This is a genomic window from Flavobacterium sp. HNIBRBA15423, from assembly GCF_052655965.1.
Genome location: NZ_CP199751.1, coordinates 94,635 through 107,673 on the forward strand (window position 1 = coordinate 94,635; position 13,039 = coordinate 107,673).

The window sequence follows — 13,039 nt, forward strand, 5'->3', positions numbered from 1 at the left end:
AGATAATATTTATTAGTAAATCATCTTTTTTATAACATAGGTAACGATTCCCCATATCATAAACTCGTTTTCTTCTAGAACTTCAATAGGTTTGTAAGAATCGTTTTCTGGTTGTAAAAAAAGTTTTTGATTTATAATTTTAATTCGTTTTACCGTGAATTCTCCATCAATAAAACAAATAGCAATTTTATTATCTGAAGGTTCAATACTTCTGTCAATTACTAAAATGTCACCATTATCAATTCCAGCTCCAGTCATGGAGTTTCCACTAGCTTTTGCATAAAAAGTGGCTTCTTTGTTTTTAATTAAAAAGGAATCTAAGCTTATTTTTGTTTCTTCAAAATCAGCTGCGGGCGATGGAAATCCTGCTTTAATTCCTTCTGGTATAAAAGGAAGTTCTGTTCCAGTATCAAAATTGGGAATGAAGAAATGTAGTTTTTTGTTTTTGTCTAACATTTTACTTCTAATATTTCCTTAATATTTGTGGTGTATCTTCTTGATAAATGATTTTGTTTCATTTTCCAGGTTTTTTTTAAATCCTGATTACCTAATTTTATTTTTCGTTCACCAGTTTTTAGCTGAAAATCATCAATTATTTTCATTAATAGTTGGTGTTTTGGATTTTCTTCTTCAAATAAATTAAATTGTTTTTCGTTTTGGGGAATAATTTGAGTTACAATAACACCTGCTTTTTTGTAAATTTCGCCTTCAGTATAAATTTCTTCTAACATTTTTATGGCAATATTACTAATTGTTATTCCAGAATTTGTTCCAAAAGGCAATGTATGCATTTTGTAAAAATTATAGCGTTCATTAGTGTTTTTATACATATCTTTTCTAAGATAAATAATAACATTATAACAACATGACTTTTGTTTTCGTAACTTTTCAGAACAGACCATAGCAAAGGTGGAAATACGTTCTTTTAATTCGGAATATTCGGTGATGTTTTTTTCGAAACTACGTGTTATAGCAATGCTTTTTTTGCTTTTTTGTTCTTCAATATCAATAACAGGTTTTCCTTCCAACTCATATTTTAAACGCAAACCGGTAATTCCCATTTCTTTTTTAATGAAAGCTTCGTTGTATGGCTGAACAAAGTCATAAGCCGTTAAAATGTTCTTTGCTTTCATTTTTTTGCTTAACCTAAAGCCAATTCCCCAAATATCTTCAATTTTTGTCCATTTGAGAGCTTTTATTCTTTTTTCATCGGTATCAATAACATAAATCCCACTAGTACGTTCAGGGAATTTTCGTGCAATTTTGTTAGCTACTTTTGAAAGTGTTTTACTTGGTGCAAATCCAATGCTAGTAGGAATGCTAGTCCATTTTCTAACTCTATTTTTTATTTGCAAACCATACTCATGAAAGTCGTGAATTTGCACTCCACTAAAATTTAAAAAAGCTTCATCTATGCTATACACTTCAACACAAGGTGTAAAGTGTTCTAAGGTTTTCATCACTCTATTGCTTAAGTCTCCATATAAGGAATAGTTAGAAGAAAACACTTTTATGTTATGTTTTTGTAATAAATCTTTACATTTAAATTCAGGAATGCCCATTGGAATTCCTAGTTTTTTCGCTTCATCGCTTCGCGAGATAACACAGCCATCATTGTTAGACAATATGACTATTGGTTTTCCATTGTATTGAGGTTGGAAAACACGTTCGCAAGAAGCGTAAAAATTATTACAATCGATTAAAGCATACATTTCGTAAAATTAATTCATAATTTAAACAAAATGAAGTAATCAAAAGTTAATGTTGATAAAATAGTTTTAAAAACTATAGACTAAACCTACACCTAAGATTTGTTTTAACTGTAATTTTGGACCTACAGTAACTTGTTCGCCATCAATTTCTTCTTTCGCTTTTATGTCATCGTCATATAGAATATGAGTACCAATATTTGCTCTTACATATTCGTTAATAGTCATGTTTAATTGTAATTGCCAATCCACATCAATATTTCCAAAATTATTCAAATAGTCGGTATACAAACTAATTCGATGTTCTAAAGTAATATTTTTATATACTTCTTTTTCCCATTGATTGGTTATTAAAATACCTACTTCTGTTCTCGATTTTTTCCCGTTTTGAAGTATTTCCCCTGTAACTTCATCAATAATTGCTTTATCAACTCCAAAAGCACCTTGGTTTGCTAAACGTTGATCTAAAACTAAAGTTGTTTTCTGAGTTAAAGGCGATAAGTATAAATTCAAATTGATGTCTTTTCGTGAATATTCCGCACCAATACCAACAAATATATAGGCAGGAGCAAAGGGCTTTGAAATAGCAAGTTCTGTATTTGGATAGGAATATCCATTTGCAAATTGCGTATTAAAAGTAAATTTTCCACCGTAATACCAATTGGAAAGAGTGTCTTTTCTAAAACCAATAGCTGAATTTATTTGAAGTTGGTCATCTGTTTTTCTTACTTCTTGACCCTCTTGTTTGTTGATTCCATAACGGAAAATTAATTCGTTTTTCCAGTTTAGATTGTCTTTTGAATACTCTCGAATAAAATTCCCTTTTAACAATCCAGAAATGGAGTTGTTTCCTCCAGCATTCCAATTAACAAAAGTGATTTGCGAAATGTCTAAACCAACTTTATTTGTTTTTTTCCAATATGAAATAGTATCAGGTAATTGTGTTCTAATGATTTGGGCGTAATTAATTTGAATTGTAAGTAACAAAAACCCTAGTAGGAAGGCTTTCTTCATAGTTAAAATAATAAATTGATTTGGTTAATAATACTTGTAACGTCTAATTTGCAAATTTGTTGTAATTCTTGAATACTTCCATGTTCGATAAAAACATCTGGAATGCCAAGATTAATAACTTTATTTAGATTGTTTTTTTCTAAGATATATTGATTGATGAGTGATCCAAAACCGCCTATAACAACTCCATCTTCAATAGTTATTATAGTTTTATAGTTAGAACAAATTTCAGCTAAAATTTCTTTGTCTAATGGTTTTATGAATGGAAAATGATAATGAGCCACTGATTCTGGTTGATTGCATGATGCGATTGCTTTTTTTACATTATTTCCCATCGTTCCTATTGATAGAAAGGCAATTTTAGAACCTTCTTTTAGTTTTTTAGCTTTACCAATTTGGATTATTTCAAATGGTTTTTGCCAATCTATAATTTCTCCTCTTCCTCTTGGATAGCGGATAGAAATAGGTTGTTCCAAGCCCAATTGGGCAGTGTACATGATGTTTCGCAATTCAATTTCATCTATTGGAGCCGAAATAATTAAATTAGGAACACAATTTAAATAGGCAATATCAAAAATGCCATGATGAGTTGCTCCATCTTCACCTACTAAACCAGCTCTGTCCAAGCAAAAAATGACAGGCAAGTTTTGTAAAGCTACATCATGGATAACTTGATCATAAGCTCGTTGTAAAAAAGTGGAATAGATATTGCAAAAAACTACCATTCCTTGTGTAGCCATTCCTGCAGATAAAGTAACAGCATGTTGTTCGGCAATACCTACATCAAAAGCTCTTTCTGGTATTTCTTCCATCATATATTTCATAGAAGAACCCGAAGGCATGGCTGGTGTTATACCAATAATTTTTTTGTTTTGTTTAGCTAGTTCTACTAAAGAATGGCCAAAAACATCTTGAAATTTTGGAGGTAAGCCTTCTTCATTTTTTGGATGTATTTTTCCAGTTTTAGCTTCAAATTTTCCTGGAGCATGATATTTTACTTGATGCTCTTCTGCTAATTGTAGTCCTTTTCCTTTTGTTGTTATTACATGAAGAAATTTTGGACCTTTTACCTTTTTTAATCGGTTTAATTCTGAAATTAATTTTGTTAAATCATGTCCGTTAATTGGTCCAGAATAATCAAAATTTAAGGATTTAATGATGTTGTTTTGCTTTGGGTTTTTTCCTTCTTTTACAGCAGTTAAATAGTTTTTTAAAGCACCTACGCTTGGGTCAATACCTATGGCATTATCATTTAGAATTACTAATAGATTTGCATCAGTCACTCCAGCATGATTTAAACCTTCAAAAGCCATCCCACTAGCAATTGAAGCATCGCCTATAACTGCTATATGTTGTTTTTCTGTTTCTCCTTTTAATAGAGAAGCCATTGCCATTCCTAAAGCTGCTGAGATTGAAGTTGAAGAATGACCTACACCAAAAGTGTCATAAACGCTTTCACTTCTTTTTGGAAAACCCGAAATTCCGTTTAAATCTCTATTGGTGTGAAATTCCGTTTTTCTGTCAGTTAAAATTTTATGTCCATAGGCTTGATGGCCTACATCCCAAACTAATTGATCATTAGGAGTGTCAAAAACATAATGTAAAGCAATTGTCAATTCCACAACACCTAGGCTAGCTCCTAGATGACCTTCCTTTTGAGAAATGACATCAATGATAAATTCCCTCAATTCTTTAGCTAGTTGAGGTAATTGATTTTCAGAGAGCTTTCTTAAATCAATTGGATTTGATATTTTAGAAAGTAAATTTTCTTTCATCTTGCAAAAGTAATAATTGGAAATTGTAATTTTGACAAATGGAAAATATTTTTACCGACGAATATTTTATGAAAAAAGCCTTAGTTGAGGCTGAAACTGCTTTTGAAAAAGGAGAAATTCCTGTTGGAGCAATAATTGTAATTGATAATAAAGTCATTGCTAGAAGTCATAATTTAACAGAATTACTCCATGATGTTACAGCACACGCAGAAATGCAAGCGATAACTAGTGCTGCTAATTATTTAGGAGGAAAATATTTAAAAGATTGTACGTTATATGTCACTTTAGAGCCTTGTCAAATGTGTGCTGGAGCTTTATATTGGAGTCAAATTTCTAAAATTGTTTACGGTGCTTCCGATACAAATAGAGGGTTTCTAAAAATGGGAACACAATTACATCCTAAAACAAAAGTTATTTCTGGTGTCTTAGAAAAAGAATGTTCGCTTTTAGTGAGAGCTTTTTTTCGAATGAAACGATAAATTTTGTACGATTATTATTAAATAAATTATTACCTTTAAATCGATATTTTTAAAACTATCTTTATTTCTAATATAAATCACTTTTTTTCACTTTTTAATTCCTTTTTCTATGAAAATTAATCGCCTTTTAAAGCTTTTTTTTGTTTTAATTCTTATTGTTTCTTGTTCAAAAGATAGTAAAGATTTTAATTCTGACGTATCTTTATTTAAAGAGTATATTTTAAACTATAGTTCAGGAATTGTTTCTGCTAAAAGTGATATTAGAGTCGTTTTAGCTTTTGATAATGCTGATTGGACTCAAAACAAACAATTGGATGATGATTTGTTCTCAATTAATCCAAAGGTGGATGGAAAAGTAGTAGCACTCTCAACAAATACATTGGCTTTTATCCCTAATGAAGCTTTGGAATCAGATAAAGAATATCAGGTTACTTTCCATTTATCTGAAGTTAAAGATGTAAAAAGTGAATTGAAAAATTTCAATTTTACTATAAAAACAATTAAGCAAGATTTTATTGTTTCTATTTTAGATTTACAATCTTATAGTAAAGATTATATGTATTTAAATGGAGTTATTACAACAAGTGATAACTTGGACTTTGAAAGTGCAAAAAAACTAGTTAAGGTTAGTCAAGATGGAAAATTAGTAAAAGTTAAATTTGATAAAGATTTAAGTAGCGAAAAAGAATTTAAATTTGTTATAGATAGTATTCAACGTTTCGTAGAAGATAGTAAAATCACCATCAATTGGAATGGTAAAGAGGAAGGAATAGACCAAAAAGGAACTTTAGAATATGATATTCCCGGAAAAAGTAATTTTAAAATAATAACTGCAGAAGTACAAGAAGATAACAACCAGGTTTTATTATTAAATTTTTCTGATCCTTTGAAAAAAGGTCAAAACTTTGATGGTTTAGTTGATGTAGAATCAACAACAGATTTAAAATTTTCAACAGCTGGAAATTTATTGAAAGTGTTTTTTAACGAACCTTTAAAAGGAGAGTTATTGGTTGAAGTTTTTCAAGGTATTCAAAGCGAAGATGGCTATAAAATGAAGCATAATTTTTCTCAAAAAGTTTCATTTGAACAGATTAAACCAGCTGTTAGATTCATAAAAAGTGGAACCATCTTACCTAGCTCTAATAATTTAAAAATAAATTTTGAAGCAGTTAATTTAAGTGCGGTAGATGTAAAAGTATATAAAATTTTTAAAAATAATATCTTACAATTTCTTCAGGACAATCAAATTAATGGTAAAAGGAACCTTCAAAAAGTAGCCTCTCCTATAGCCAAAGAGAAAATAATATTAAAGACAAATAATTTAACTAACTATAGTAAATGGGGTGCTTATGCACTGGATTTAGCAAAAATTATTACACCAGAACCAGGAGCTATTTATAGAGTTGAGATAAGTTTCAACAAAAAGTATTCTTTATATAAATGTACTTCATCAGATGAGGATGAGAACATTGAAGAAGAAGAAAATGTTGATGATGGTGAAATAAGAAGTAATAGCGATTATTATGATGATTACTATTATGATGATTATGATTGGTACGAAAGAGAAAATCCTTGCGATAATTCTTATTACTACCAAAATAATATTGCTACAAATGTAATCGCAACTGATTTAGGAGTTATTGCAAAAAGAGGTGAAAATGGATCCTATTTTTTTGCAGTAAATGATATTATTTCAACGAACCCAGTTTCTGGAGCAACCATAGAATTGTATGATTACCAACAACAAAAACTAGCAACAATAACTTCTGATAATGACGGAATTGCTACGGCTGACGTTAAAAGATATGCTTATTTTGCTGTTGTTACCAAAGATAAAAACACGACTTATGTTAAACTTGATGAAGGACAATCTTTATCTGTAAGTAATTTTGAAGTAAGTGGACAAACTTTACAAAAAGGGTTAAAAGGATATATTTATGGAGAAAGAGGTGTTTGGAGACCTGGAGATACGCTTCATATAGCTTTTATGTTAAATGATAATGAAAGCAAATTGGAAAAATCACATCCTATTAAATTTAAATTATCTGATCCACGTGGTAAATTAACTTATCAAGCAGTTCAAAAATACAATGAGAATAATCATTACAAATTTAAAGTAGTAACTAAAGAGACAGATATAACTGGTAATTGGGAAGCAAAAGTATCTGTTGGAGGAGCTAATTTTTTCAAATCCATAAAAATTGAAACGATTAAACCAAATCGTTTAAAAATCAAGAATAGTTTTGCAGATGCTCAAATTTCTGGTAGTAGTCCAAATAAAGGTTCGCTTGAAGTAAAATGGCTTCATGGTGCTGTAGCTAAAAATTTAAAAGTAGAAATGCAAGCCAAATTCATGGAGCAACAAACTACTTTCAAAGGGTATAGTAACTATGATTTTGATGATGATGTAAGAGATTTTTATACGGAAGAAGTTAACGTCTTTTCGGGTAAAATAGACGAAAACGGAAAAACCGATGTACTACTTAAACCAGAAGTAACAAGTCAAGCTCCAGGGAAATTAAAAATAGTAATGCAAACTAAAGCTTACGAAAACGGAGGTGATTTTAGCACAGATGTGGTAACAGCTAACTTTTCACCTTATGAAACATATGTTGGTTTAAAAAGTCCTGAACCAAATAAATATGGCATGCTTGAAACGGATAAAATGAACCGATTTGAAGTAGTTACACTTACCGAAAATGGAAAACCAAAAGCCGTTAAAAATTTAGAAGTTCGTATTTATAAAGTAGAATGGAGATGGTGGTGGAATAGTTCTGGTGATGATTTGTCAAGATATAACTCTGATAATGTAACTACTGCGTATAAAAATTTTACTATTTCTACAAATAGTGGAGGTAAAGGTTCTTTCCAGTTTTCTGTTCCAGAAGGAGATTGGGGAAGATATTTAATAAGAGTAGTTGATCCAACTGATGGACATGCGACGAGTAAGACGGAAATAATAGATTGGCCTTATTGGTCTGGAAAAACAAAATCAGGTGATGCGAATACTGCAAATATGCTTGTTTTTGCCTCTGATAAAGAAAAATATGCAGTAGGAGAAAAAGCTATGATTTCATTCCCTTCAAGTGAAGGAGGAAGAGCTTTAATTTCATTAGAAAACGGTTCAAAAGTTGTGCAAACACTTTGGTCAAACACGACAAAAGGAGAAACTAAAATTGAAATCCCAGTTACTCCTGAAATGGCTCCAAATGTTTACATCAATATTACTTTATTAAAACCTCATGGTTCTACTTTAAATGATACTCCTATTCGAATGTATGGAATAATCCCAATCGAAGTAGTGGATAAAAATACTGTTTTGGAACCTCAAATAAGTATGCCAGAAGTATTAAGACCTGAGCAAAAAGCAACATTAAAGATTAGTGAGAAAAATGGTAAAGAAATGACTTATACTGTTGCCGTTGTGGATGAAGGATTGTTAGATTTAACTCGTTTTAAAACACCTAATGCTTGGGATAGTTTTTATTCCAAACAAGCTTTAGGAGTTAAAACTTGGGATGTTTATGATGATGTTATTGGCGCTTATGGAGGGAAAATTAATCAAATTTTTAGTATTGGTGGTGATGAAGATTTAGGAGGAGGAAAGGCTAAAAAAGCAAACCGATTTAAACCAGTAGTTATTTATCTAGGTCCTTTTAAATTGAAAAAGGGAGAAACAAAATCACATACTATTCAAATGCCTAATTACGTTGGTTCTGTAAGAACAATGGTTGTGGCTGGTGATGCTACTACAAATGCGTATGGAAGTTCTGAAAAAACAACTCCAGTGAGAAGCCCATTAATGGTCTTGGCATCTGTACCAAGGAAAATTTCACCTAATGAAAAGATAACTGTACCTGTTACTGTTTTTGCCATGGAAAGAAATGTTAAAAATGTATCTGTAGAGGTAAAAACAAATAATGGAATTCGAATTTTAGAATCTGCTAAACAACAAATAACTTTTAGTTCACCAGATGAAAAAATGCTATATTTCAATTTAGAAGTTGGTGATGTAACAGGAATTGGAAAAATCGAAGTAGTTGCTACTTCTGGCTCTGAAAAAGCATCTTTTCCTGTTGAGATAGATATTATTAATCCAAATCCTGAAACTACTGATTTTATCGATTTGGTTTTAGAGCCAAATTCTACTAAATCAATTAATTGGGAAACTTTTGGAGTATCAGGAACAAATAATGCTAGATTAGAAGTTTCCTCTTTCCCAACAATAGATTTTAATAGAAGATTAAAATATCTAATTCAATATCCACATGGTTGTGTTGAGCAAACTACTTCTAGTGTCTTTCCTCAACTTTATTTAGCTGATGTGGTTGCGATTGATGATGCTCGCAAACAAAAAATACAATACAATGTTAATCAAGGCATTCAACGTTTAGGAAGATTTCAAGTTTCTAATGGGGGATTATCTTATTGGCAAGGAAATTCAACAGCAGATGATTGGGGTTCTTCTTATGCAGGACATTTTATGATTGAAGCTGAGAAAAAAGGATATGTTTTACCGTCAGGGTTCAAACAAAAATGGATTTCGTATCAACAACGCCAAGCAAAGCAATGGAGATATAATGGTAGTTATTATAATGATTTTGCTCAAGCATATCGTTTGTATACATTGGCTTTAGCTGGTTCAGCTGATTTAGGTTCGATGAATCGATTGAGAGAAACAGTAGGTATTTCTGATGAGTCTAAATTACGTTTAGCAGCATGTTATGCTATTATTGGTCAAAAAGCAGCAGCTCAAAAGCTAATTACTTCTGTTGGTTCGTTCGAATACAATCCAAGAAAATATTACTACTACTATGGTTCAGAAGATAGAAGTAGAGCGATGTTGTTAGAAACCTATTTGTTAATGGATAATAAAGTGAAAGCTTTTGAAACAGCAAATATACTAGCAAAGAATCTCTCTTCTAGAGAATACATGAGTACCCAAACAACTGCCTATGCCTTATATGCTATGTCAAAATTCGCTATTAAAAATGGAGAAAAAGGAGTAAATGTTGCAGTAAATTTTGGGGGAAAATCAGAGAATTTAGCTACTAAAAAATCAGTGATTGACAAAAAGTTAGAAGTTAAAAAAGGAAAGTATTCTGTGAGTATTAAAAATAATAACAATAATACAATTTATGTTAGAGTTCTCAATAGTGGAGTATTACCTATAGGTGAAGAAAAAGAGATTCAAAAAAATCTTACAGCAGTAATCTCATATACTAATAAAATAGGTGCATCAATTAATTTTAATTCCATTGACCAAGGAACAGAAATTAGGGCTCAAATTACCATTAGAAATAATTCAACAGAACGAATTAATAATGTGGCTTTAACACAAATTGTGCCTTCTGGTTTCGAAATCATGAATTCTCGTTACACCGATTTTGGTAGTGAAACTGAAAACAAAGCCGATTATATTGATATTAGAGATGATCGGACTAATTTCTATTTTAGTTTAAATACTAATGAATCCAGAACATTCACCGTTTTATTGAACGCATCTTATTTAGGAAGTTATTATCTTCCAGGTATTCAGTGTGAAGCGATGTATGATGATAATTATATTGTAAGAAATAAAGGGCAGTGGATAAACATTGTAAAAGAATAGTTCTAGACCTAACAGAAAAGAGGTTAGTTCTTAATAAATGATGAAGAATAAATTTATCCAATTTATAAAAAGAAATAAATTCAAAACAACCATAGGTTTTATACTTATGGTTGTTTATTATTTTTCATTACCTAAAGTACTATTTACACCAAATTATACAACAGTTATTGAAAGTGCTGATGGTCAATTTATAGGCGCAAAAATTGCTGACGATGGACAATGGAGATTTCCTGAAAGTGATAGTGTACCTGCAAAGTTTAAAAAATGTATTGTTGCATTTGAAGACCAACATTTTTATAAACATTTTGGGTTTAACCCAATTTCTATGTACCATGCTTTTCTTGAAAACAGAAAAGCCAATAGAATAGTTAGAGGTGGAAGTACATTAACACAACAAGTAATACGTTTACATAGAGACGGAAAAAAGCGTTCTTATTTTGAAAAAATCATCGAAGTTATTCTCTCAACACGATTAGAATTTCGTTATTCAAAAGATAAAATTTTACAATTGTATGCTGCTCATGCGCCCTTTGGAAGTAATGTAGTGGGATTAGAAATGGCATCATGGAGATATTTTGGATTGCAACCACATCAATTATCATGGGCAGAAGCTGCTACTCTTGCCGTTTTGCCAAATGCTCCAAGTTTAATTTATCCTGGAAAAAACCAGCAAAAATTATTAGAAAAACGCAATCGATTATTAAAAAAACTTTATCAGGATAAAACTATAGATAGAGACACTTATGAATTGTCTTTGTTGGAGTCATTGCCTCAAAAACCCTATGCAGTTCCTCAAATAGCTCCTCATTTATTACAAAAAGTAGCAAAAGAACAGAAAGGTGAAAAAATTAAAACTACAATTAAAATTGGGATTCAAGAGCGAATAAACGACATTGTAGGTCAATATTATAATTTATATAAACAAAATCAAGTTTACAATATTTCTGTCTTAGTTGTTGATGTTAAAACAAGGAATATTATTTCTTACATAGGAAATAGTCCCACAGATGTTGCTCATCAAAAAGATGTCGATATTATTGAAGCGCCTAGAAGTACAGGGAGTATTTTAAAGCCCTTTTTATATGCTTCCATGTTAGATGACGGTGAAATTTTACCCCATACTTTAATTCCAGATATTCCTACACAAATTTCAGGATATTCACCTCAAAATTATGATTTATCTTATGATGGAGCAGTTCCTGCTAGTAGAGCATTGGCTCGTTCTTTAAATATTCCTGCTGTTTTAATGTTACAAGATTATTCTGTAACCAAATTTTACGAACAATTGCAAAAGCTAAAGCTAAGAGATGTTAATCGTCATCCTTCAAATTATGGGCTTTCTTTAATTCTTGGCGGTGCAGAAACTAATCTTTGGGATTTGTGTCGTACCTATTCTTATATGTCTGGAACACTGACAAATTATGTACAAACTCAAGATGAATTTAGAAGTAATGAATTAGCAAACCTTAATTACAATAGTGCTTTTAAAACCGATTTTGGGAAACCAAAAAATGAGAAAAATGTATTTAGTGCTGGAGCCATTTGGCATACTTTCAATGCAATGAAGGAAGTGAATAGACCAGAAGGAGATGAAGCTTGGCGTTTTTATGATTCATCATTAGAAATTGCATGGAAAACAGGAACTAGTTTTGGTGGAAGAGATGCTTGGGCTGTTGGTGTTACCAAAGACTATGTTGTTGGAGTGTGGGTAGGAAATGCTACTGGAGAAGGACGTCCATTATTATCTGGTGTAGAAAGCGCATCTCCTATTTTATTTGATGTTTTTCGATTGTTTCCAAAATCAAATTGGTTTACAACTCCTTATAACGATTTAGAAGAAAAATTAATTTGCAAGCAGTCTGGTTATTTAGCACAAGAAAATTGTGATGCTAGTTTAGAATGGATTCCAAAGAACAATAAAAAAACAGAGAATTGTAAGTTCCATAAACTAGTTCATTTAGATAAAGAGGAACAATTTAGAGTTAATAGTACTTGTGAAAAAATTGATGATATTGTTGCCAAACCTTGGTTTATTTTGCCTCCAGTTATGGAATGGTATTATAAAAGTAAGCATGTAAATTATGCAATGCTTCCTCCTTATAGAGAAGATTGCGTAGATGTGAATCAAGATAAAAAAATGGATTTTATTTATCCAAATTCAAATACTAGAATTATTTTAACTAAAAACTTTGAAGGTAAAGTACAACCAGTAGTTTTGAAAATAGCTCATTCTAATTCAGATGCTGAAGTTTTTTGGTATTTAAATGATAACTATTTAGGAAGTACCAAAACATTTCATGAAAAACAAGTTACAGCTCCAACAGGAACATATCTTATTACTGTAGTTGATGAATTTGGAACTGAAATAAAGAGAAAAATTAAAATAGAAAATAATTAATTTAGAAAGCCAGAAGCGGTTTTCAGAAATACTATACAACTATCTCATCACAA

The 13,039-nt window shown here is 30.9% G+C and carries 7 protein-coding genes; 3 read left to right on the forward strand and 4 right to left on the reverse strand.

Annotated features, from left to right (window positions below):
- Window positions 1-12: 12 nt before the first annotated feature.
- The 4 genes from ACULEV_RS00415 to ACULEV_RS00430 all read right to left on the reverse strand — a co-directional run bounded on the left by ACULEV_RS00415 (window position 13) and on the right by ACULEV_RS00430 (window position 4,498).
- Window positions 13-456: a LexA family protein gene (locus ACULEV_RS00415; protein WP_445456719.1), complete on the reverse strand. Its 444-nt coding sequence runs from the start codon at window positions 454-456 to the stop codon at window positions 13-15.
- Window positions 450-1,712: a Y-family DNA polymerase gene (locus tag ACULEV_RS00420; RefSeq protein ID WP_445456720.1), complete on the reverse strand. Its 1,263-nt coding sequence runs from the start codon at window positions 1,710-1,712 to the stop codon at window positions 450-452. The genes ACULEV_RS00415 and ACULEV_RS00420 overlap by 7 nt, the downstream gene beginning before the upstream one ends.
- 66 nt (window positions 1,713-1,778) lie before the next feature.
- Window positions 1,779-2,723 (reverse strand): DUF3078 domain-containing protein, encoded by a 945-nt coding sequence (locus ACULEV_RS00425; RefSeq protein WP_445456721.1) that lies wholly within the window; start codon window positions 2,721-2,723, stop codon window positions 1,779-1,781.
- A gap of 2 nt (window positions 2,724-2,725) precedes the next feature.
- Window positions 2,726-4,498 (reverse strand): 1-deoxy-D-xylulose-5-phosphate synthase, encoded by a 1,773-nt coding sequence (locus ACULEV_RS00430; protein WP_445456722.1) that lies wholly within the window; start codon window positions 4,496-4,498, stop codon window positions 2,726-2,728.
- 38 nt (window positions 4,499-4,536) lie between these two features.
- Between ACULEV_RS00430 and ACULEV_RS00435 the strand changes: the two genes are divergently transcribed.
- The 3 genes from ACULEV_RS00435 to pbpC all read left to right on the forward strand — a co-directional run bounded on the left by ACULEV_RS00435 (window position 4,537) and on the right by pbpC (window position 12,986).
- Window positions 4,537-4,977, forward strand: a complete 441-nt coding sequence (locus ACULEV_RS00435; RefSeq protein ID WP_445456723.1) for a nucleoside deaminase — start codon at window positions 4,537-4,539, stop codon at window positions 4,975-4,977.
- Window positions 4,978-5,086: 109 nt separating this feature from the next.
- The gene (locus tag ACULEV_RS00440; protein ID WP_445456724.1) at window positions 5,087-10,588 is read left to right on the forward strand and encodes an alpha-2-macroglobulin family protein; all 5,502 of its coding nucleotides are present in this window, start codon (window positions 5,087-5,089) and stop codon (window positions 10,586-10,588) included.
- 40 nt (window positions 10,589-10,628) lie between these two features.
- Entirely contained in the window at window positions 10,629-12,986 is a 2,358-nt protein-coding gene (pbpC, locus tag ACULEV_RS00445; protein WP_445458567.1) for a penicillin-binding protein 1C, read from the forward strand.
- Window positions 12,987-13,039: the final 53 nt, after the last annotated feature.

Excerpts from the sequence above, each read along its gene's own strand:
- ACULEV_RS00415 (WP_445456719.1), bottom strand. The coding sequence starts at position 456 with ATGTTAGACAAAAACAAAAAACTACATTTCTTCATTCCCAATTTTGAT.
- ACULEV_RS00420 (WP_445456720.1), bottom strand. The coding sequence starts at position 1,712 with ATGTATGCTTTAATCGATTGTAATAATTTTTACGCTTCTTGCGAACGT.
- ACULEV_RS00425 (WP_445456721.1), bottom strand. The coding sequence starts at position 2,723 with ATGAAGAAAGCCTTCCTACTAGGGTTTTTGTTACTTACAATTCAAATT.
- ACULEV_RS00430 (WP_445456722.1), bottom strand. The coding sequence starts at position 4,498 with ATGAAAGAAAATTTACTTTCTAAAATATCAAATCCAATTGATTTAAGA.
- ACULEV_RS00435 (WP_445456723.1), top strand. The coding sequence starts at position 4,537 with ATGGAAAATATTTTTACCGACGAATATTTTATGAAAAAAGCCTTAGTT.
- ACULEV_RS00440 (WP_445456724.1), top strand. The coding sequence starts at position 5,087 with ATGAAAATTAATCGCCTTTTAAAGCTTTTTTTTGTTTTAATTCTTATT.
- pbpC (WP_445458567.1), top strand. The coding sequence starts at position 10,629 with ATGAAGAATAAATTTATCCAATTTATAAAAAGAAATAAATTCAAAACA.